Origin of the sequence: Nocardioides sp. Root190, from assembly GCF_001428565.1 — a bacterium.
Taxonomy (GTDB): Bacteria; Actinomycetota; Actinomycetes; order Propionibacteriales; family Nocardioidaceae; genus Nocardioides.
Genome location: NZ_LMIA01000008.1, coordinates 411,049 through 430,768 on the forward strand (window position 1 = coordinate 411,049; position 19,720 = coordinate 430,768).

22 protein-coding genes are annotated in these 19,720 nt (G+C 71.4%); 15 read left to right on the forward strand and 7 right to left on the reverse strand.

All coding sequences use genetic code 11. The features are described from left to right. Positions 1 to 20: 20 nt before the first annotated feature. From ASE01_RS08385 to ASE01_RS08405, 5 genes are all read left to right on the forward strand, one after another. The gene (locus ASE01_RS08385; protein WP_056749715.1) at positions 21 to 359 is read left to right on the forward strand and encodes a hypothetical protein; all 339 of its coding nucleotides are present in this window, start codon (positions 21 to 23) and stop codon (positions 357 to 359) included. A gap of 3 nt (positions 360 to 362) precedes the next feature. Beyond that, positions 363 to 977: a DNA-3-methyladenine glycosylase gene (locus ASE01_RS08390; protein WP_056749716.1), complete on the forward strand. Its 615-nt coding sequence runs from the start codon at positions 363 to 365 to the stop codon at positions 975 to 977. After that, positions 967 to 1,299 carry a pyrimidine/purine nucleoside phosphorylase gene (locus tag ASE01_RS08395; RefSeq protein WP_056749717.1) on the forward strand — a complete coding sequence of 111 codons (333 nt, stop codon included), beginning with the start codon at positions 967 to 969 and terminating at the stop codon, positions 1,297 to 1,299. The genes ASE01_RS08390 and ASE01_RS08395 overlap by 11 nt, the downstream gene beginning before the upstream one ends. A 75-nt stretch (positions 1,300 to 1,374) precedes the next feature. Beyond that, positions 1,375 to 2,139 (forward strand): thermonuclease family protein, encoded by a 765-nt coding sequence (locus ASE01_RS08400; protein ID WP_082605912.1) that lies wholly within the window; start codon positions 1,375 to 1,377, stop codon positions 2,137 to 2,139. A 76-nt stretch (positions 2,140 to 2,215) separates the two neighbouring features. Continuing rightward, the gene (locus tag ASE01_RS08405) at positions 2,216 to 2,641 is read left to right on the forward strand and encodes a hypothetical protein (protein ID WP_157537192.1); all 426 of its coding nucleotides are present in this window, start codon (positions 2,216 to 2,218) and stop codon (positions 2,639 to 2,641) included. 4 nt (positions 2,642 to 2,645) lie between these two features. Here the strand turns inward: ASE01_RS08405 and ASE01_RS08410 are convergent, their stop codons facing one another. The 3 genes from ASE01_RS08410 to ASE01_RS08420 are packed head-to-tail and all read right to left on the reverse strand — an operon-like array spanning position 2,646 to position 5,099. Beyond that, entirely contained in the window at positions 2,646 to 3,740 is a 1,095-nt protein-coding gene (locus tag ASE01_RS08410; protein WP_157537193.1) for an ABC transporter permease, read from the reverse strand. A 17-nt stretch (positions 3,741 to 3,757) separates the two neighbouring features. Then, the gene (locus ASE01_RS08415; RefSeq protein WP_056749721.1) at positions 3,758 to 4,384 is read right to left on the reverse strand and encodes a hypothetical protein; all 627 of its coding nucleotides are present in this window, start codon (positions 4,382 to 4,384) and stop codon (positions 3,758 to 3,760) included. After that, positions 4,368 to 5,099 carry a FadR/GntR family transcriptional regulator gene (locus tag ASE01_RS08420; protein ID WP_200958783.1) on the reverse strand — a complete coding sequence of 244 codons (732 nt, stop codon included), beginning with the start codon at positions 5,097 to 5,099 and terminating at the stop codon, positions 4,368 to 4,370. The genes ASE01_RS08415 and ASE01_RS08420 overlap by 17 nt, the downstream gene beginning before the upstream one ends. Positions 5,100 to 5,234: 135 nt before the next feature. Between ASE01_RS08420 and ASE01_RS08425 the strand changes: the two genes are divergently transcribed. The 6 genes from ASE01_RS08425 to ASE01_RS08450 all read left to right on the forward strand — a co-directional run bounded on the left by ASE01_RS08425 (position 5,235) and on the right by ASE01_RS08450 (position 11,072). Further along, positions 5,235 to 5,747 (forward strand): gluconokinase, encoded by a 513-nt coding sequence (locus ASE01_RS08425; RefSeq protein WP_056750150.1) that lies wholly within the window; start codon positions 5,235 to 5,237, stop codon positions 5,745 to 5,747. A gap of 8 nt (positions 5,748 to 5,755) precedes the next feature. Continuing rightward, a complete protein-coding gene (locus ASE01_RS08430) occupies positions 5,756 to 7,147 on the forward strand; it encodes a gluconate:H+ symporter (protein ID WP_157537195.1) in 1,392 nt (463 codons plus the stop codon). A 12-nt stretch (positions 7,148 to 7,159) separates the two neighbouring features. Continuing rightward, positions 7,160 to 8,851 (forward strand): FAD-dependent oxidoreductase, encoded by a 1,692-nt coding sequence (locus ASE01_RS08435; RefSeq protein ID WP_235535916.1) that lies wholly within the window; start codon positions 7,160 to 7,162, stop codon positions 8,849 to 8,851. A 21-nt stretch (positions 8,852 to 8,872) separates the two neighbouring features. Then, positions 8,873 to 9,421 (forward strand): hemerythrin domain-containing protein, encoded by a 549-nt coding sequence (locus ASE01_RS08440; protein WP_056749724.1) that lies wholly within the window; start codon positions 8,873 to 8,875, stop codon positions 9,419 to 9,421. A gap of 64 nt (positions 9,422 to 9,485) precedes the next feature. Further along, positions 9,486 to 10,373 (forward strand): MarR family winged helix-turn-helix transcriptional regulator, encoded by an 888-nt coding sequence (locus ASE01_RS08445; RefSeq protein WP_056749725.1) that lies wholly within the window; start codon positions 9,486 to 9,488, stop codon positions 10,371 to 10,373. A 9-nt stretch (positions 10,374 to 10,382) separates the two neighbouring features. Continuing rightward, positions 10,383 to 11,072, forward strand: a complete 690-nt coding sequence (locus ASE01_RS08450; RefSeq protein ID WP_157537197.1) for a hypothetical protein — start codon at positions 10,383 to 10,385, stop codon at positions 11,070 to 11,072. Between the two features lie 9 nt (positions 11,073 to 11,081). Here the strand turns inward: ASE01_RS08450 and ASE01_RS08455 are convergent, their stop codons facing one another. After that, on the reverse strand, positions 11,082 to 11,666 hold the full coding sequence (locus ASE01_RS08455) for a mismatch-specific DNA-glycosylase (protein WP_235535917.1): 585 nt from the start codon (positions 11,664 to 11,666) through the stop codon (positions 11,082 to 11,084). Positions 11,667 to 11,691: 25 nt separating this feature from the next. Between ASE01_RS08455 and ASE01_RS08460 the strand changes: the two genes are divergently transcribed. Further along, complete coding sequence (locus ASE01_RS08460; RefSeq protein WP_056749728.1) at positions 11,692 to 12,858, forward strand: site-specific DNA-methyltransferase; 1,167 nt, start codon at positions 11,692 to 11,694, stop codon at positions 12,856 to 12,858. Here ASE01_RS08460 and ASE01_RS08465 read toward each other — a convergent pair. Beyond that, entirely contained in the window at positions 12,851 to 14,311 is a 1,461-nt protein-coding gene (locus tag ASE01_RS08465) for a WS/DGAT/MGAT family O-acyltransferase (protein WP_235535918.1), read from the reverse strand. The genes ASE01_RS08460 and ASE01_RS08465 overlap by 8 nt on opposite strands. 110 nt (positions 14,312 to 14,421) lie before the next feature. Here ASE01_RS08465 and ASE01_RS08470 point away from each other — a divergent pair, with 110 nt between their 5' ends. Further along, the gene (locus tag ASE01_RS08470; protein ID WP_056749729.1) at positions 14,422 to 16,035 is read left to right on the forward strand and encodes a DUF2510 domain-containing protein; all 1,614 of its coding nucleotides are present in this window, start codon (positions 14,422 to 14,424) and stop codon (positions 16,033 to 16,035) included. A 31-nt stretch (positions 16,036 to 16,066) separates the two neighbouring features. On the opposite strand, the gene ASE01_RS08475 is transcribed toward ASE01_RS08470, so the two are convergent. Next, complete coding sequence (locus tag ASE01_RS08475) at positions 16,067 to 17,200, reverse strand: glutamate--cysteine ligase (RefSeq protein ID WP_056749730.1); 1,134 nt, start codon at positions 17,198 to 17,200, stop codon at positions 16,067 to 16,069. 63 nt (positions 17,201 to 17,263) lie between these two features. On the opposite strand from ASE01_RS08475, the gene ASE01_RS08480 reads away from it, so the two are divergent. Further along, a complete protein-coding gene (locus ASE01_RS08480; protein ID WP_056749731.1) occupies positions 17,264 to 18,607 on the forward strand; it encodes a threonine/serine ThrE exporter family protein in 1,344 nt (447 codons plus the stop codon). Between the two features lie 157 nt (positions 18,608 to 18,764). Further along, positions 18,765 to 19,046: a hypothetical protein gene (locus ASE01_RS08485; protein ID WP_056749732.1), complete on the forward strand. Its 282-nt coding sequence runs from the start codon at positions 18,765 to 18,767 to the stop codon at positions 19,044 to 19,046. Positions 19,047 to 19,097: 51 nt separating this feature from the next. Here the strand turns inward: ASE01_RS08485 and ASE01_RS08490 are convergent, their stop codons facing one another. Then, positions 19,098 to 19,715 (reverse strand): TetR/AcrR family transcriptional regulator, encoded by a 618-nt coding sequence (locus ASE01_RS08490; protein WP_056749733.1) that lies wholly within the window; start codon positions 19,713 to 19,715, stop codon positions 19,098 to 19,100. Between the last annotated feature and the right edge of the window lie 5 nt (positions 19,716 to 19,720).

Consider the following 19,720-nt stretch of genomic DNA (forward strand, 5'->3'; position numbering starts at 1 on the left):
GGAGAGGGCAGACTGACCACGTGCCTACTGACACCGTTCCGAACCTTGCTCGCCAGGCTGAGCAGATTCTCGTCGCCATCGCGCGGGAGTCTGTCGACCCGATCACCTACGGCGAGCTCGCGGAGCGCCTGACCCCCGAGGGTCAGCGAGCGGTTCCTGCCCGCCAGATCGGCAAGGTCATCGTCGAGATGCGCGACCGGCGCGGCACGTGGTCCTGGACGCCGTTCCTCACCGCGTGGGTCGTCAACGCCGACACCGGCGAGCCGGGCGAGGGCTACTTCGTCAACGGCGTCGGCGACGCTGCCGCGGTGCGCGCCAAGACCCACGAGCGCCTGGTCGGCGGCATCTACGAGGCCTGATCGGTGACGGCCCGCCACCGCGCCGACGTCGTACGACGTGCGCGGTCTCTGCTGGGCCGCACGATCATCGGCCACGACGTGGCCGTCAGGATCACCGAGGTCGAGGCCTACGGCGGTCTCGAGGACCCCGCGTCCCACGCGTTCACCCGAACCCCGCGCTCGGAGATCATGTACGGCCCGGCGTACCGCCTCTACGTCTACCGCTCCTACGGCATCCACTTCTGCGCGAACGTGGTCACCGGGCCGAGCGAGATCGGCGCGGCGGTGCTGCTGCGCGCCGGCGAGGTCGTCGACGGGCTCGACGTCGCGCGGAGTCGCCGTGGCGGCGCGAGCGACGTCCGGCTCGCGCGGGGTCCCGGCAACCTGGCCCAGGCGCTCGGGATCACGCTCGAGGACCTCGGCAGCGACCTCCTGGCGAGCCAGGACGCCACCGACGGCGTCCGCCTCGGACCCGAGGTGCGCGGCCGTTCGGCGATCGAGGCAGGTCCGCGGGTCGGCGTCTCGAAGGCGGCCGACGTGCCCTGGCGGTTCTGGCTCGCGGGCGAGCCGAGCGTCTCGGCGTACCGCCGCAGTCCGCGGGCGCCGGCCACCACTACGCTGTCGCCACGTGAGCACTGAGACCAACGCAGCGGGGACCTACGAGAACGTCACCCTGGACCCGCAGGCCAACATCTACTTCGACGGCGCCTGCGTCAGTCACACGTTCTTCCTCGCGGACGGCACGAAGAAGTCGGCGGGCGTGATCTTCCCCGCCAGCCTGAACTTCGGCACCGCTGCGCCGGAGATCATGGAGCTCAACGCCGGGAAGTGCCGGATCCGGCTGGCCGGCTCCGAGGAGTGGGCCGAGTACGCCGCGGGCGAGTCCTTCAGCGTCGCCGGTGACTCCTCCTTCGACATCGAGGTCCTCGAGACGCTCGGGTACGTCTGCCACTACGGCTGAGGTCCCACCCGGTTTCGGGATTCGCCGGACATCGCGACGAGCGCCGACATACCTTCCGGTGACGGAGGTGGATCGATGGCAACGAGTCGTGGCGCAGCGGTGGCGCTCGCGCTGGGCGCACTCCTGCTCGCGGCGTGCGGCACCGGATCGACGGACGGGCCCACCGACGGGCGGACCGACGGGGACGCGGCCACGACGGTGGTGACCGAGACGGTCACCGCGACACCGACGACAGCGGAGCCCGAACCCGTCGCCGAGGTCGAGACGTACGTCGTCACCCGGGTCGTCGACGGCGACACCGTCGACCTCGACAACGGCGAGTCGGTGCGCCTGCTCGGCATCGACACCCCCGAGCGGGGCGAGTGCGGCTTCGGGCCGGCCGAGTCCGCCCTCAAGCGACTGGTGCAGGGCAAGGAGGTCGTCCTCTCGGGTGGGGACACCGACCGCGACCGGTACGACCGGCTGCTCCGCTACCTGGACCTCGACGGCGTCGACGCGGGCCTGCGGATGCTGCAGGCCGGCCTGGCCATTGCCCGCTACGACTCCCGCGACGGCTACGGCCGGCATCCGCGCGAGGACGCCTACATCGCGGCCGACGACGCCGCTGACGACGTCACCTGCCCGCGGTCCGAACCCACGCCGTCGCAGGAACCCCGCGGCTTCGCCGACACCGGCACCAAGGGAGACAAGGGCGGCAACTGCGAGCCGGGCTACGACCCGTGCGTGCCGTCGTACCCGCCCGACCTGGACTGCGCCGACGTCGGACCGGTGAGCGTCACCGGGTCGGACCCGCACGGCCTGGACCGCGACGGCGACGGACGGGCCTGCGGCGGCGACTGAGCTGCCGCACCCATCAACTCGCGGGGCCTGTGGATGACGGCCGACGCCCGTGCCCGAAAAGGCGCAGGCTGTCGCCATGACCTCAGACGACCCCGACACCCCTCGACTCCGGCCGCCCCACCTGATGCCGCCGATCACCGACCAGGCTGCCCTGGAGGGCACCTGGCGCGCCCTGATGGGCGAGCTCGGCTTCGCGGTCCCGCAGCTGTGGCTGCTCTTCATCGACGGCGCGCAGCCGCGCCATGTCGTGCACGTCGAGGACGTGCCGCTGTTCCCGGGCGAGCGCGACCTCGAGCAGGTGCGCGGACTGCTCGGTCTCGTGGTCGGCGAGACCCGCAGCTGCGCCGTCCTCTACGCCCGTCCCGGTGGCACCCGACGTACGCCGGGCGACCTCGCCTGGGCGCGCGGGCTCAGCGGGATCGGCGGAGCCTGGCCCGTGCACCTGGCCAACGACACGGAGCTCCGCGTCGCCGCGCCGGACGACCTGGCCGCCGCCGGCTGATCTGTCAGGCTGCGGGCTCGCGTCGCAGCAGCCGGGTGAAGCGCGTCCGGTTGGCCGTCGCGTTGCTCGCCAGGACCACGGCCAGGCCGAGGAGCGAGTAGAGCCACAGCACCACGAAGGCCCCGCCGGTGGCGGCCTCGGGGAAGTACATCGCGTCGCGGGCCACGGTCGCGCCGGCGCCGGGCGGCAGCATCTGGCCGATCGCGTGGCCGAACCGCGGCAGCATCTCCGGCGCGATCGAGGAGCCCGAGATGATCAGCCCGACGGTGAAGTAGAGACCGCCGATCAGCGATCCGGCCGGGCCCAGGAGGGCGACGAACGCGGCGGTCGAGGCGGTCACGGCCAGCGAGATCAGCGCCAGCCCCCAGAAGAGCGTGCGGTGGTCGGCGCCGCTGCCGACGCCGAAGAGCGCCATGGCGAGCAGCCCGACCAGCGCCGAGGCGGCGGCGTACGCCACGAGCAGGCCGGCGTGGCCGAGCCCGCGCAGGGCCGAGCGGTCGGTGAGACCGCGCAGGCGGCCCAGGGCGAGGGAGGCGATGGAGCCGCCCAGGCACAACGCCTGGATGACGAACGCGAGCGAGCTGCCGGCGCTGTCGTCCTCGGGCAGCGGGACGACGTCGGCGACCGCCGGCGGCGTGGTCAGGGCGCCGAGCGTCTCGAGCGGGACGGGTTGACCGGCGGTGGTGAGTGCCTGCACCTGTTCCTTGACCTGTCCCTGGTAGGCCTTGGTGAACTCCGTCCGGAACAGGTTGGCCACGGCGGGTGACGCGGCCGAGGCGACGTAGAGCGTCGGCGCGGTGTCGTTGAAGGCGACCCCGCCGTAGGCGTTGCGCTCCTTGATCGCCTGGCGCAGCGCGGCCGGGTCGGCGTACGGCTCGACCTTGAACTCGCCGTCGGCCTCGAGTTGCTCGGTCAACCGGGCCTGCTGCTCGGCAGTGCCGACCACGCCGACCGGGAGATCGTGCGGAGCGGGGGAGTGCGCCATCGCGAGGTAGTAGACCGCGAGGACCAGTTGGATCAGCGCGCCGCCGACGGCGATCGCGAGCCCGAGCCTCGACAGCTTGCGCAGGCCCACCGGAGCAGGAGACGTGTCGCTCATGGGGCCAGCATGGCGGTTCAGCCGCAGTTGTCGCACACCCCGGTGGCCGGGATCGCCATGAAGCAGTTCGGGCACACCGCGATGACCGGCTCGGGCTTGACCGGCTTGGCGGGCGCCTTCGGTGCCCGGGGGGCGGCGGCCTTGCGGACGGTCTTCTCTGCGACGCGCGGCACCGTGGACTCGTGGACCACGGGTGCCTCGACGACGGGCGGTACCCAGCCCGGAGGCGGGGCGTCGGTGATGCCGAACTGGGCCAGGATCTCGCGTGCGGCCTCGGTCGGCTGGTGCTTGGGCCGGGTCACGATGTCGAACGGCGAGGACGCACCTTCGAGGAAGGTCTGTGCGTCGGGTCGCAGGGTCGCGGGCAGGGTGCGGTGCCGCCAGCGCTGCGGCGTGGCGCCCTTCTGGGTGATGGTGATCAGCGTGGGCCGATCCCAGCAGACCAGGGCCCAGTCGTCGTGGTGGCTGATCGCCCACAGGGCGACGGCACGATCGCCGGCGTCGGCCGCGGCCTTCAGCGCGATCCGCTCCGGGTTGGAGAAACGCCCCTTGACGTGGAGCACGCCGGGGACCGGCTCGGTGACGGCGTACTCCTCACCCTGGAGCTGGTCGATCAGGTCGCTGAGGTCAGGCGTGGTCTCCATCGTCTCCGAGGGTAGTCGAGTCCCCGGCGTCGGCAGCGACCGCACCGGTCGCCTCGGCGATGATCGCCGCCATCGCGGCACGCGCGGCGCCCTCGTCGCGGGAGCGTACGGCGCGGGCGACCTCGACATGGAGGTCGACGGCCTCGTCCTTGGGGTGCACCGGCATCAGGTGGTGGTGGGTGCGGCCGGCGAGGACCTCGGCGACGACGTCGCCGAGCGCGGCCAGCATCTCGTTGCCCGAGGCCTCCAGGAGGACACGGTGGAAGGCGACGTCGGCGGCGAGGAAGGCCTCGAGGTCACCGGAGCGTCCGTGCACCACCATGTCGCTCGCGGCCGAGGTGAGGACGCCGCACTGTTCGGGTGTCGCCCGCAGTGCCGCGAGGCCGGCCGCCACCGGTTCGAAGCCGCTGCGCAGCTCGCCCAGGGAGGTCAGCTGGGCGGCCCGGTCGGCCGAGGCCAGCCGCCAGCGGATCAGCCGCGGGTCGAACACGTGCCAGGAGGTCCGCGGCTGGACGGTGACGCCGACCCGGCGCCGTGAGGCGACCATGCCCATCGACTCCAGCACCCGGACCGCCTCGCGCGACACGGACCGGCTGACGTCGTACCCGCTGTCGACGGAGTCGAGTGTGATGACCGCGCCGGGGGCCAGGTCACCGCTCACGATGCGGTGTCCGAGCGCGTCGAGCACGTTGTCGTGGAGCGCGGTGCGGGCCATGGCGGTCATCCTCCCATCCGGCAAAGATCAGATTAATAAGGCCGAAACTCTTGCAAAGACCTGATCAATGATTGCAGACTGTGACGGCCAGCACATCCCGCCCCGTCCGCCGGGGCCGTCACCGGAGGTCACCACATGAGTGCAGGGAGCAGCCCTCTCGTCGTCGTCATGGGCGTCTCGGGCTCGGGCAAGTCGACCGTCGGCGCCGCCCTCGCCCAGCGCCTCCGCGTGTCCTTCGAGGACGCCGACGACCTGCACCCCGCGGCCAACATCGCGAAGATGTCCGCCGGGATCGCGCTCGACGACGCCGATCGCCTGCCGTGGCTCGAGACGATCGGCCGGTGGCTCGCGGGCCAGGACGGGTCCGGTGGTGTGATCAGCTGTTCGGCGCTCAAGCGCGCCTACCGGGACCAGATCCGGGCGCACGCTCCCCGCGCCCTCTTCGTGCACCTGCACGGCACCCGCGAGGTCATCGCGCGCCGGCAGGCCAGCCGTCCCGGCCACTTCATGCCGGCCTCCCTGCTCGACTCGCAGTTCGACACGCTCGAGCCGCTCGCCGAGGACGAGGCCGGCCTCGTGATCGACGTCGACCAGTCGGTCGACCAGGTCGTCCAGCAATTCCTCCAGCAGTACGTCGACAGGAACTGAGGAGCACCATGTCCATCCCGTTCGTCGCAGCCCTCGCTGCCGGCACCGACCTCGTCGATCCCGTGGCGTCCGAGGGTCGCCTGCTCCTCGCCGCCCTGCTCGGCATCGGCGTCATCGTCACCCTGATCATCGCCGCGAAGATCCACCCGTTCCTCGCGCTCACCGCGGGCGCGCTCACGGTCGGCATCACGGCCGGGGCGAGTGTCGAGGTCGCGATCGCCAGCTTCACCGGTGGTTTCGGGACCACCGCCGCCGGCGTGGGCATCCTGATCGCGCTGGGCGCGATGTTCGGCAAGCTGCTCGCCGACAGCGGGGGAGCCGACCAGATCGTCGACACGATCATCGGCCACGCCTCGCCCCGTGCACTGCCGTGGGCGATGGCGGTCGTCGGCGCGATCATCGGCCTGCCGATGTTCTTCGAGATCGGCCTGGTCCTGCTGATGCCGGTGATCTACCTGGTCGCCCGGCGGTCCGGGCAGTCGCTCGTCACGATCGGCATCCCGGCGCTGGCCGGACTCTCGGCGATGCACGGGCTGGTCCCTCCGCACCCCGGTCCGCTCACCGCGATCGACTACCTCGGCGCCGACCTCGGCATGACCCTCGCCCTCGGCGTCGCCGTCGCCGTCCCGACCGTGATCATCGCCGGACCCGTCTTCGGCATGGTCGGCCGGTACGTCGACGTCCAGGTGCCCGAGCGGTTCGAGGGCCAGCCGCAGAGCGAGTCGGCACACCGCCCGACGTTCGTCGTCACCCTGGCCTCGGTGCTCCTGCCGGTCGTGCTGATGATGGGCAAGGCACTGGCCGACATCTTCATCGACGACGAGACCGACCCGCTGCGGCGCACCCTCGACGTCCTCGGCACCCCGCTCATCGCGCTCGCGATCGCCGTCGTGGTGGGGATGTTCACCCTCGGACTCGGCTCGGGCATGGGCCGCGACGGCGTCGCGAAGTCGCTCGAGTCGTCCCTGCCCGGCGTGGCCGGGATCCTGCTGATCGTCGCCGCAGGTGGCGGGTTCAAGCAGTCCCTGGTCGACACCGGCATCGGCACGATCGTGGCCGAACGGGTCGCGGACTCCAACGTGTCCGTGCTGCTGCTGGCATGGTTCGTCGCCGTCCTGATCCGTCTCGCAACGGGGTCGGCGACAGTCGCGACCGTCACCGCCTCGGGCCTGCTGGCCCCGCTGACCGAGCAGCTCTCCAGTGGCGAGGTGTCCCTGATGGTGCTGGCGATCGGCGCCGGGTCGGTGTTCTTCTCCCACGTCAACGACGCCGGCTTCTGGCTGGTGAAGGAGTACTTCGGGATGAGCGTCGGACAGACCCTCAAGACCTGGTCGGCGATGGAGACCCTGCTCTCGGTCAGCGGCCTGGTCTTCGTGATGGCCCTCAACCTGGTGATCTGACACGCTTGAGTGGTGGCCGACCCCGTCATCCTCCTCGTCTCTGCCGACGAGATCGACGTCCTGACCGATCAATTCCACCGCTACGAGCGCGACTACGACGTCCGCACGGCCCGCACTGCGGCGGAGGCGACGGCGACCATCGCGGCCGCCGTCGCTGCCGGCCAGCCCGTCGCCCTCGTCGTCACCGACTCCCGCCTGCCCGACCAGGACGTGCTCGTCGCGATGCACGACTGGCGCTCCCTGGTCCCGACCTCGCGCCGGATCGTGGCGATCCCGATCGCGCGGTTCGCCGTCGAGACCGAGACCCTGCGGCCGTACCTGCAGAAGGGCAAGTTCGACACCTACCTCGTCCTCCCGCAGGGGCGGCGCGACGAGGAGTTCCACTACGCCGTCGTCGAGCTGCTCAGCGACTGGGGGGCGACGGTCGCTGCCTCCGTCATCGACACGGTGCGGATCATCACGCCCGATGCCTCGCCGCTCGCGCTGGCGGTGCGTGACTTCCTCGACCGCACCGGCTTCCCCCACGGGACCTACGGCCCCGACACGGTGCAGGGACAGGAGGCGATCGCGCTGCACGACGGACCGGTCCGCTTCCCGCTCGTGCACCTGTCGTCCAAGCCCTTCGCCGACCGGCCGATCATCGCGCCGACCTCGGTCCGTGAGCTGGCGGCCCTGATCTACGGACGCCCCTCCGACATCGACTGCGCAACGGTCGTCGACCTCGCCGTCGTCGGCGCCGGGCCGGCCGGTCTCGCCGCCGCTGTGTACGGCGCCTCGGAAGGCCTCACCACGGTGGTCATCGAGTCGGACGCGGTCGGCGGCCAGGCCGGCACGAGCTCGATGATCCGCAACTACCTCGGGTTCCCGCGCGGCATCTCGGGCATGCGCCTCGGACAGCGGGCGCGCGTCCAGGCGATCCGCTTCGGCGCCCGCTTCTTCACCGGCTGGCCGGTCGTCGAGCTGCGCCCGGGCGTCGACGGCGAGCCGCACACCCTGATCACCGAGGGCGGCAAGGTGCATGCCCGTGCCGTGCTGATCGCCTCAGGCGTCGCGTACCGGCGCCTCGGCGTCGCGCCGCTGGAGGACCTCGTCGGCGCCGGCGTCAACTACGGCGCGGCGATGACGGCGGCCCGCGAGATGGAGGACCGCGACGTGTACGTCGTCGGCGGCGGCAACTCCGCCGGCCAGGCGGCCGTGCACCTGGCCCGCTTCGCCCGTTCGGTCACGATCCTGATCCGGCGCGACGACCTGGCCGCCACCATGTCGCGCTATCTCATCGACGAGATCGAGTGGAACCCCCGCATCTCCGTGCGTTCCTGCACGGAGATCATCGACGGCGGTCCCGACGACAGCGGCCAGCTCGGCTGGCTCCAGCTGTGCGACGTCCGCACGCGCGTGGAGGAGCGGGTGCCTGCCGGTGGGCTGTTCCTCCTCATCGGCGCGGCGCCCCACTGCGACTGGCTCCCTGACGACGTACGACGTGACGAGCACGGTTTCGTCCACACCGGCCGTGACGTCCCGACCGAGTGCTGGGTCGACGGCCTGCCGCCGGCCAACCTCGCCACCTGCGTGCCCGGCATCTTCGCGGCCGGGGACATCCGGTCCGGCTCGATGAAGCGGGTCGCTGCAGCCAGCGGGGAGGGGGCCTCGGCGGTGTCGCTGGTGCACGCCCACCTGGAGGCGCTGCGCGCGGATGCGCTCTGACGTCCGGGGTACCACCTCTGCATGACCACCGGAATCGATCTGGGCCGCCCCGAGTCGGGCGACGTCCTCGACCTCATCACCGACGACCACCGCCGCTTCGAGCACCTGCTGTCCCAGCTCCGGCTCGGGACGGCCGACCGTGACGCCGTACGCCGCGCGTTCGCGGACGTCCTCATCGCGCACGGCGAGGCCGAGGAGGAGCTCGTCTACCCGGTGCTGCGCAAGAAGGCCGAGGACATCGGTGAGCACGAGGTCGAGCACGGCGAGGAGGAGCACGCCGAGGGCAACGAGGCGCTGCTCAAGGTGCTCGAGCTCAAGGGCACCGACACCCAGGCCTTCACCGACGCGGTCGAGGAGCTGAGCAACCTCATCGCCCACCACATCGCGGAGGAGGAGCTGACGATCATCCGGCCCGCTCGCGAGCAGGTCTCCGGCAAGGTGCGCCTCGAGCTCGGCGCGAAGTGGGCAGCACGGCGCAACGAGCTGATCGACCAGGGCTGCGGTTCGGAGGACAACGTCCGGCGCATCGTGGCGCAGGCCGAGCGCGAGGGACTGCTCGATGACGACTGACCTGCGGATGGATCGTGCGCCCGCGGGTGGACGCCATCGCCTCGAGGGGAGTGGACCCGAGGCCATGTCGCATCCCCGGAGCGAGCAGGCCCGCCAACTGTGGAAGCTCGTCGAACCCGTCCATGCCATCACCTACTTCTCACCCGAGCCGCTCGCAGCCTTGAAGGCGGCGGGCTACCGCGGCTTCTGGATGGGCTACTTCGCGGGTCGGGCCGCACCGCTCGGTGCCGCACCTGCCGAGGTGGTGCACGCGCTGTTCCACAACTTCGCCTTCGCCACCGTCACCCGGGCGCTGCCCGATGCGTGGTCGTTCGCGCCGCCGACGGCGGCGCTCGACGCGCGGACCCAGGGCACGACCGCGACGCTGACCCGCCACCTCGGTGACGCTGCGGCGAACGTCGGTCCGGTCGCGGACCTGGCCATCCGAGCGGCCACCGCGGCGCCGATGGAGGGGCGCGCGTTGTACGCCGCCAACCGCTCCCTGCCGGTGCCCGACGAGCCGGTCGCCCGGCTCTGGCACGCCGCCACGCTGCTGCGTGAGCATCGCGGCGACGGTCACGTCGCTGCGCTCACCGCGGCCGGCATCGGCGGTCGTGAGTCGCACGTCCTCCACGCGCTGGCAACGGGAGCACCGACGTCGGTCTACGAGACCGCCCGCGGCTTCGACGACGTCGAGTGGACCGCGGTCCTCGACGGGCTGCGCGAGCGTGGTCTGGTCGACGGCGCCGGCGGCCTCACCGGCGAGGGACGGGCGCGCAAGGAGCGGGTGGAGCTGCAGACCGACGAGCTCGCTGCGACCGCGCTCGACCCGCTGTCCGACGAGGAGCTCGCCCAGCTGCTCCGCCTGTTGCGACCGATCGCGGCGTCCGTGGTGTCCTCGGGCGAGATCCCGGCGAAGTCGCCGATGGGGCTCGACCTCGGTGACGCCGAGGCGGCAGACGCACCTTTGTAGGCTGCCCCCATGGGGAGCAAGAAGCGCTGGAGCCGCTACCGACCGCCGGCCGAGCGTCGTACCGAGACGGGCACGCCGGTCGTCCCCGACCGCAGCCCCCGGTCCACGCCGCGACCGAGCTCCCGGTCCGACTCCAGGTCCGACTCCAGGTCCGGCTCGAAGTCCGGCTCGAAGGGCACCCCCAAGCCGTGGTTGCGTCCCGTCGTCGTGACCGGGATCGTCGGGGTGGTGGGGCTCGTCATCGTGCTGGCGATCCGCGCCGCCGGGGACGACGACCCTGCCCGTGATGTCCGGCTCGACCTCCTCGATGTCGACTTCATCAGCGACAGCCTGGCCGCGGCGGGCAAGGAGCAGGGCGAGGTGCCTGCGGTCGCGGTCCACCTCGACCAGTACGGCATGACGGTCGAGTACTTCGACCCGGTCAGGGACCAGACCCGCTACGTCGAGACCAACGGCTACTCCGAGGACATCACCGTCCGGATCACCGACAACTTCTACACCGACTACAAGCCGCAGCCCTTCGACCTCGCCGTCGTCGACCCCGCGGCCATGGTCCAGGCCGTGGAGGACGCCCTCGACGACAGCGAGGACCCCTACTCGTGGGAGGTCCGGATCAACGTCGAGGAGGACGGCTCGACGCCGGTCATGGTCACGCGGATCTTCGCGGACGAGCGGGTCGAGCGAACCACCGCTCCCTGATCGCGCCGTTCACACGATGCCGGCGGCCCGGCCGACCCGGCGGTACGCCGCTGCCAGCGAGTCGACCGTCTCGTGCGCGTTGAGGCCGCTGGGGTTCGGCACCACCCACAGCTCGGCGCCCCCGAGGTCCTCGGGTTGGCGTCCGGGAACGGCCTTGCGCTGCCCGAAGGCCGTCCGGTAGGCCGTGATGCCGGCGATCGCCACCACGGCCGGTCGGGCCGCGGCGACGAGCGCCGTCAGAGCGGCTCCGCCCTCACGCAGCTCCTCGTCGGACAGCTCCGAGGCCTTGGCGGTCGCGCGGCGCACGACATTGGTGATCCCGATGCCGCGCTCTCGCATCATCGTGCGGTCGGCGTCCGACATCCCGTTGGCGGGATGGACCGGCTCGGTGATCACGCCCGCCTTCAGCAGCGCCGGGTAGAAGCGGTTGCCGGGGTGCGCGAAGTGCGTGCTCGTCGCCGCGGTCCAGAGGCCGGGGTTGATGCCGACGAAGAGCAGCCGCAACTGCTGGCCGGGGGCATCCGGCAACAGGTCGGGGACCTCGGCGTCGCGGAAGGACTCGAGCTCGGCTCGGGTGAAGGTACGGCGGGCCACGGGGTGAGCCTGCCACGATGGCGCCATGGCCGGGGAATGGAACAGGTTCGTCGAGGGCGACAACCTCGACGTGCTCACCGGGCTGCCCGAGGAGTCCTTCGACCTCGTCTACATCGACCCGCCGTACAACACCGGCAACGACTTCGCCTACAGCGACGACTTCCGCGGCAGCCGGGGCGCGGGCGTGGTCGGGCGGCACGCCGCCTGGCTCGACTTCATGCGGCCGCGGATCGTCGAGGGCCGGCGGGTGCTCGACCCGGGCGGCGCGATCTTCGTCAGCATCGACGACCACGAGGTCGCCCACCTGCGCCTGCTGCTCGACGAGGTCTACGGCGAGGTGAACTTCCTGGCGCAGATCGTGGTGAACCTCAATGCCAAGGGGCGTCAGCTCGGGCGGGGCTTCGCGACCTCCCACGAGTACCTGCTCGTCTATGCGAAGGACCTGCAGCACTGCGTGCTGGACGCCTCGTCCTCGACCACCGTCATCGAGTCCGACTTCCCCTTGGTGTCTGCGGACGGTCGGCGCCACCGACGGCTGCCGCTGCGCAACACCAACAAGAAGTTCAACCCGCTCACCGCCCCGACCCTGCACTTCGCGGTGTGGGGCGACCCGGAGACCGGCCGTGTCGCGACCGCTCCCTTCGACGGCGCGGTCGAGATCAAGCCGGTCTTCGGCGACGGGAGCCCGGCCGTCTGGCGCTGGTCCCGTCCGCGCATCGACGAACGTCCGGACGACCTCGAGTGCCGCACGGTGCGCGGTCCGGGCGGTGAGCGGGTCGACGTGTACCAACGCGACTGGCGGCACCCCGTCGGCGGACGACGCAAGAAGCTGCGCACCATCTGGCTCGCCGAGGAGATCGGCTCGACGGACACGGCGGTCGCCGAGCTCAAGCAGATCGTCGGCCACCTCTTCGAGTCGCCGAAGCCGACCGGCCTGGTCCGGCGCATCCTCGACACGATGCCGGACGACTGCCGGGTGCTCGACTACTTCGCGGGCAGTGGCACCACCGGGCACGCCGTGGCCCTCGCCAACGCTGCCGACGGCGGCACGCGGACCTGCCTGTCGGTGAACTCCGCCGAACCGACCCGTGTCGGCTCGAACGCCGAACGGGCGGGCTACGCGACGGTCTCCGCGATCACCCGGGCCCGGCTCGAGGCCGTGGCCCGGGAGATCGGCAACGGGCTCAGCTGACGCCGGCGGCCTTCTCGAGCGCGCCCAGCTCGTCGTCGAGGAAGGTCAGCAGCCGCTGGAGGCGCGGCACCGTACGACGGCAGCCGGTCAGTCCGAAGCCCATGTTGCCGGCGTACGACGTGCACGTGATGTTGAGCGCCATGCCGTTCATGGGGATCGACACCGGGTAGTTGCCGACCAGGTGCGCACCGTTCCAGTAGTGCGGCACCCGGGGGCCCGGCACGTTGCTGATGATCAGGTTGAACGGCGGGCGCACCATGCCCTGCAGCCGGAGCATCGGCACCACGATCGAGGGCGCCATCCCGATCGCGCTCATCGCCACGATCTGGTTGGGCGTCATCGAGGACAACGCCTCCTTGCCGTCCTTCATCGACCTGCTGATCGTGCGGAGCCGGTCCGCCGGGTCGGCCAGGTCGGTGGCCAGGCGCACCATGACCGAGCCGATGGCGTTGCCGCCGGCCGACGACGCGGTGCCTGACTGCTTGGCGTTGAGGCCGACCGGCACCATCGAGACCATCGAGCGGTCCGGCAGGGCGTCCAGCTCGGTGAGGTAGGTCCGCATGGCGCCGCTGCACATCGCGAGCACGACGTCGTTGATCGTGGTTCCGGTGGACTTGCCGATGGCCCGCATCCGTTCGACCGGCCAGTCCTGGGCAGCGAAGCGCCGGGCGCCGGTGATCGGCGAGTTGAAGATCGTGCGCGGGGCGGCCAGCGAGACGGCGGAGGTCTCGTTGCGCAGTCCCTTGCGCAGGGTCTTGACGAGAGCGGCCGGCATCCCGGCTGCGTCGGCGCTGATGCTGAGCGCGTTGCGCAGCGCGTCCGAGGGGAGGTCGGCGATCGTCTTGGCTGCCGTGGTCGCGGCATCCATCGCGGCGGCCGGCAGCGACTCGGACTCCTCCTCGACCTTGCGGCGACGTGACGCGCCCTCGGCGAAGGGCGCCGGCATGTGGCGGCGATCGGGGTCGGTGGACAGGATGCTGGCCAGCAGCCGCATGGCGGAGATCCCGTCGACCAGCGAGTGGTGGAGCTTCGTGTACATCGCCACGCGGCCGTCGGCGAGCCCCTCGATGACGTGGGTCTCCCACAGCGGTCGCTCCCACGCCAGACGGGTGGAGTGGAGACGGCCGACCAGGTCGAGGAGCTCGCGGACCCGGCCGGGCTGGGGCAGTGCGCTGTGGCGCACGTGGTGCTCGATGTCGAACTGCTCGTCCTCGCGCCACACCAGTGTTCCGCCGGTCTTCACCGAGCGGTGCGGGTGCTTGAGGAAGAGGGGCGCGATACGTTCGGTGTCACGCATCGACTCGAACATCTCACGGACGTACTCGGGTCCCGCACCAGCCGGCGGCTCGAACAGCTGGAGGCCACCGACGTGCATCGGCATGCTCCGGTTCTCCGCCAGCAGGAAGGCCGCGGAGGTCGGGTCGATGGGGCGGAAGCCGGGAACGGAAACCACGTGGGTCCGCCTTTCGTTGCAGGTGCTGTGATCTTGACGGGTCGTGACGCGGGTCACAACCACGAACGGTCGACTAGTTTCAACGGCTCAGGCTTGGAAAGGACTCGGGTGTGAACGACTTCTCTACCCCTGCAGGGTGGTATCCCGACGGCGACGGCTGGGAGCGCCGCTGGGACGGCTCCGGCTGGACCGACGAACGACGACGCATGGCCGAGCCGACCCAGGTGCGACCGGCGACCCCGCCGGCCTCGCCCCCACCCACGGTGGCGCCGCCGGCCACCCCGCCGGCCACCCCGCCGGCCACTCCGCAGGCGTCGCCGCAGGCCGGACCGCCAGCCGGCCCACCGCCGACCGCTCCGCCCGGTGCGCAGTACCCGATCGCGCAGCCCCCCGCCCATCAGCCCGCCCAGCAGCCGGGCCAGCAGCCTGGCCAGCAGCCTGGCTATGGCCACGTCCCCTCGTGGGGCAGCGCCCAGCAGCACCACCAGCCGCAGGGCTTCCACGGCCACCCGCCCGCAGGACCGCCGCGTCGGAGCCGGCTGGGCCTGTGGATCACGCTCGCGCTGGTCCTGCTGCTCGGCGTCGGCACGGCGGTGACGCTGGCCGTCCTGCAGCCGTGGGACGGCGACGGTGGCACGGCCGACGACCCGAAGGATCCCGACGGCGCCACGACCGCGGCGGTCCAGGGTGACGTGAACGGCGACGACCTCGGCGACGTCCGCTACTACGTCAACTTCGACTACGACGAGGTCAAGAAGGTCGAGGCGACCAGCAACGGCAACGGCTTCGAGCTGAGCGAGGTCGCGGTCGACCCGTACTCCGAGCCGAAGGAGATGTTCTTCGACTGGGACAACGACGGCGTCAACGAGAAGCTCGTCTGGAAGTTCGTCGCGTCGGGCAAGCAGATCACCCTGTCCTCGCCGGACGGTGACTTCCCCGGCGAGCAGAACTTCACGATGTCGCTCTCCACGCTGAGGGAGTACGGCGGCCCGGACATCCAGGTCGTCAACGGGGACTTCGACGGCGACGGTGACCAGGACCTCGCGGTCGTGGGCCCCAACGACCGCGTGGTCGACGTCTCGGTCCTGCTCAATGACGGCAAGGGCACCTTCGCGGCGCCGGTGCTGTGGCTGTCGATCACCAACGCCGTCATCGACGTCGTCCGGCTCTGGGCCGGGGACTTCGACAAGGACGGCGACACCGACCTGTGGGCGCAGCTGCCGGCAGAGCGCCTCGACGACGAGGACTACTCCGGCTACTACTCCGGGGACCGCGGCTACGCGTTGCTGAAGTCGACGGGCAAGAACTTCGAGGCCGGTGCGGTCAGCAAGGCGAGCGACTACTTCGAGGCCCTGCTCGTCGGCGACGTCACCGGGGACGGCACCGCCAACCTTGTCGGCGTGAAGACCAACTCCTCCAAGGAGGAGCTGACGGTCTCCGTGTTCGACGTCTCGGGCGGCCGGCTCGAGGAGGTCAAGGGCTTCACCGGCGTCACCAAGATCGGCCAGCGCAGCCTGCAGGGCGCCACGCTGAGCGACGTGGAGGGCGACGGGAAGGCCGACCTCGTGTTCGTCGTGAAGGCCTACAAGGAGGCCAAGTTCACCGGCGTGCAGGTCATGAAGTCGACCGGCGCGGTGTTCGAGCCCGCCCTCGTGTGGGCCGAGACGCCGGAGTGCAAGGACGACGGCTGCCGCATCGAGTTCATCGGGGTCCGCAGGTACTGAGCTGACGCGAGTCCTGGGGCCCGGGTGGGCCTCAGGACTCCAGCTCGGTGCGCAGCTCGGTCACGACCGAGTCCACCACGGCCACCAGGTCGCCACCGGTGCGCTCGGCGACCGCGCGCTGCCGGACGTACGACGGGCCGCGGGTGGGGATCTCCAGGACCGAGGCCAGCTCCGCCTCGCAGCCGAGGCGGACGGCGGTCGGCTGCAGCTGCTCCACGAGGTCGGCGAGGTCGTCGGTGACCAGCCGCTCGTTCGAGGCGGCGTCGAGGATCACGATCGCGTCGACGCCGTACCTCGCGGCGCGCCACTTGTTCTCCTGGACGTGCCACGGGGGCATCGTCGGCAGCGTCTCGCCGGCGGCGGCGCGGCCGTCGAGCCAGATCACCAGGCAGTGCATGAGGGCGACCAGCGCGGACATGTCGCTCAGCGTCGAGACGCCGTCGCAGATCCGGTTCTCCAGCGTGCCGTGCCGCACGGCGGGGCGCAGGTCCCAGCGGATCTCGCTCAGGTCGTCGATCACGCCGGTGGTGATCTGGTCGTGCGCGAAGGCCTCGAACTCCTCCCACCGCTGGAACTGGAACGGCAGGCCGGCGGTCGGGAGCTGCTGGAACATCAGCGCCCGGTTGGACGCGTAGCCGGTGTCGACGCCCATCCAGATGGGGGAGGACGCCGAGAGGGCCTGGAGGTGGGGGTAGTAGGTCAGCAGCGCTGACAGGACCGGCAGGACCCGGCTCTGCTCGGGGAGCCCCACGTGGACGTGGACGCCCCAGATCAACATCTGGCGCCCCCACCACTGGGTGCGGTTGATGAGCTCCTCGTAGCGGTTGCCCTCGGACAGCTGCTGGCCGGTCCAGTCGGCGAAGGGGTGCGTGCCGGCGCCGTACAGGTCCAGGTCGAGGTCGTCGGCGGCTGCGGTCACGTAGCGCAGGGTGTCGCGCAGGTCGGCCATCGCATCGCCCACCGTGGGGCACACGCCCGTCACGACCTCGACGGTGTTGCGCAGCAGCTCCTTGTGGAGCTTGCCCGGATCGGGCATGCGTGGCTTCGCCCGGGCGAACAGGTGGGCGGCGTCGTTGCGGAGGTCCCGGGATCGACGGTCCACCAGTGCGAACTCCCACTCCACGCCCAGGGTCGGTTCCTTCGAGCCGTGGAAGTCGATGCGCACGGGCCCAGCCTAGTGTCGGAGGGCCGATGGGCCATGTCACCGCGGACCTGCCAGCATGAGCGGATGGACGACCTGCGGAACCTCCACCGCACGCTCGACCTGTCCCTACGGGTCGGCGAGGTGCTGCTGTCATCGGGTGCTGGTGCCCCCGACGTGCTCGCGACGATGCGCGCGCTGGCGCGGGCGCTCGGCGTGCGCCACTCCCAGGTGGACGTCACCTTCACCTCGTTGGCGATGAGCGTGCAGCAGGCGCCGGACGAGCCGCCGATCGTGCAGATCCGGCAGGTGACCCAGCGCGAGATCGACTACGAGGACCTGACCCGGGTCGACCACCTGGTCCGCGCGGTCGTCGCGGGCGAGGTGGACCTCGAGGGTGCCCGCGCCGAGCTGGGGCAGATCGTGTCCTCAGGCCACGCCCGTCCGCGGTGGGCGGCGACGGCCGGAGCGGGCGCGATGTGCGCCGGCGTCGCGCTGATGCTCGGCGGCGGCCCGATCGTGGTGCTCGTCGCGTTGCTGGCCGCGGTCTGCATCGACCGCCTGCAGTTGCTGATGACCCGGCGTCGGCTCCCCAACTTCTACCAACAGGTCGCCGGAGGGATCGTTGCCACCCTGCTGGCGGCGCTCGGCACCCGGCTCGCCGAGCCGTGGGTGCACCTCAACGCGTCGCTGGTCGTGACGGCGAACATCGTCATGCTGCTGGCGGGCATCGGTTTCATGGGCGCGATCCAGGACGCCCTGTCGGGCTTCTTCGTCACGGGCGGCGCCCGCGTGCTCGAGGCGGTCCTGGCGACGGCCGGCATCATCGCCGGGGTCAGTGGCGGCTTCTCGCTGTGCTCGGCCATAGGACTGGAGATCCCGAGCCTGGTGCTGCCGCGCTTCGACCTGGTCGGGGTCAGCACGGCCGCGGTGGGTGGGGCGGTCGCTGCGGCGGCCTTCGCGTTCGCGTCGTACGCCCCGATGCGCACGCTCGTGCCGATCGGCCTGCTCGGTGGCGCCGCGATCGCGGCGACCGAGTCGATCGCGCAGGCGGGGTTCGGGCGCCCGTGGGCGGTCGGCATCGCGGCCTTCGGGATCGGGCTCTTCGGCTACACCGTCGGGCGTCGCTTCCGGGTGCCGCCGCTCGTGGTCGTCGTGTCCGCGGTGGTTCCCCTCCTGCCGGGACTCTCGATCTACCGCGGGCTCTTCCTGCTCGGCGAGGAGGGCGGCCAACAGGTCGCCCAGGGCCTGCTCGCGATGGTCACCGCGGCGTCCGTCGCCATCGCGCTGGCCTCGGGCGTGATCCTGGGCGAGTACGTCGCGCAGCCGGTCATGCGCGAGGCGCGCCGGGTCGAGGCCCGGCTCGCAGGTCCGCGACTGGTCGGCGTGACCCGCTCGGTGCGTCGGCGCCGGGGCGGCCGCGACTCCTGAGCCCGGGCCGGCCGATCCGGGCTCGGATCTGATACGGACCCCGAGCAGGAGTTTCAGCGGGCGCCTGGGTGGGAGGAACAGGGTGCCTCCTGCGTCCGGACGCACCGTTCGCCCGGCGAGGAAGACCACCATCCATCACTCAGCACTGGAGAATCCCATGAAGAAGACCACCCTCGGCCTCGGCAGCATCGTGCTGGTGGCTGCGTTCTCGCTCTCCGCCTGCGGGGGCAGCGACGAGGGCGAGCTCGCCAAGGAGTACTGCGAGCTGGTCAAGGACGCGAACGCCGCCGCGGAGTCGGGCGACACCGACAAGGTCGCGGAGGCGACCAAGGCGCTCACCGACTGGGCGGAGGAGAACAAGGACGCCAAGGGCGACGGCGACAAGTTCGCCGATGCCGTCAAGGACGAGTGCGGCGACGACGCGCCGGCGCTTCCCTGACCCGAACTGACCGGACCACGGTCCGACCGAGACCCTCTCCCGAGCCCTGGCTCAGGGGAGGGTCTCGATCATGGCGGGCAGCGCGGACGTGATGACGGTCAGCAGGTCGTCGCGGCCCAGGCCCGCGGGCTCCTCGCACCACGTGAGCACGAGGTCCTCGACCATCGCCTGCCAGGCATGGATGACGAGCCGGACGGCGGGGGTGTCCGGCAGGTCGAAGGTGCCGGTGTCGACGGAGAAGAAGCGGTCCGCCAGTGCCGAGAAGGTGGTCTCGTAGATCGCGCGGAGCACGTCGTTGCTGCCCGCGGCGGACTTGAGCAGGGCACGGTAGGCGTCCTGGTTCTCGATGACGTAGTCGACGTACCCGGTGATGGAGGTGAGCAGGCGGTCGAGCGGTGCGCCGTCGGCCGGGGGAGCGGTGCGGCGGTAGAGCTCGTCGGCGGCGTGCTGCACGACGGCCTCGAGGTAGCCCTGCTTGCCGCCGAAGTAGTGGTAGAGCAGGCCGCGGGAGATGCCGGCCTCCTCGGCCAGTGCATCGATCGACAACTCCTCGATGGAACGGTCGGTGAGCAGCCGTACGCCGAGCTCCAGGAGCTGGTGACGCCGTTCGTACGGTGAGAGTCGACTCCGCGACCGGGCGGCGTGGGGGGAGGGGGTGGCGGCCGTCACGCACG

Excerpts from the sequence above, each read along its gene's own strand:
- ASE01_RS08440 (WP_056749724.1), top strand. The coding sequence starts at position 8,873 with ATGACCACCGGAATCGATCTGGGCCGCCCCGAGTCGGGCGACGTCCTC.
- ASE01_RS08485 (WP_056749732.1), top strand. The coding sequence starts at position 18,765 with ATGAAGAAGACCACCCTCGGCCTCGGCAGCATCGTGCTGGTGGCTGCG.
- ASE01_RS08405 (WP_157537192.1), top strand. The coding sequence starts at position 2,216 with ATGACCTCAGACGACCCCGACACCCCTCGACTCCGGCCGCCCCACCTG.
- ASE01_RS08420 (WP_200958783.1), bottom strand. The coding sequence starts at position 5,099 with ATGGCCCGCACCGCGCTCCACGACAACGTGCTCGACGCGCTCGGACAC.
- ASE01_RS08410 (WP_157537193.1), bottom strand. The coding sequence starts at position 3,740 with ATGAGCGACACGTCTCCTGCTCCGGTGGGCCTGCGCAAGCTGTCGAGG.
- ASE01_RS08480 (WP_056749731.1), top strand. The coding sequence starts at position 17,264 with ATGGACGACCTGCGGAACCTCCACCGCACGCTCGACCTGTCCCTACGG.
- ASE01_RS08400 (WP_082605912.1), top strand. The coding sequence starts at position 1,375 with ATGGCAACGAGTCGTGGCGCAGCGGTGGCGCTCGCGCTGGGCGCACTC.
- ASE01_RS08460 (WP_056749728.1), top strand. The coding sequence starts at position 11,692 with ATGGCCGGGGAATGGAACAGGTTCGTCGAGGGCGACAACCTCGACGTG.
- ASE01_RS08445 (WP_056749725.1), top strand. The coding sequence starts at position 9,486 with ATGTCGCATCCCCGGAGCGAGCAGGCCCGCCAACTGTGGAAGCTCGTC.
- ASE01_RS08415 (WP_056749721.1), bottom strand. The coding sequence starts at position 4,384 with ATGGAGACCACGCCTGACCTCAGCGACCTGATCGACCAGCTCCAGGGT.
- ASE01_RS08430 (WP_157537195.1), top strand. The coding sequence starts at position 5,756 with ATGTCCATCCCGTTCGTCGCAGCCCTCGCTGCCGGCACCGACCTCGTC.
- ASE01_RS08450 (WP_157537197.1), top strand. The coding sequence starts at position 10,383 with ATGGGGAGCAAGAAGCGCTGGAGCCGCTACCGACCGCCGGCCGAGCGT.
- ASE01_RS08425 (WP_056750150.1), top strand. The coding sequence starts at position 5,235 with ATGAGTGCAGGGAGCAGCCCTCTCGTCGTCGTCATGGGCGTCTCGGGC.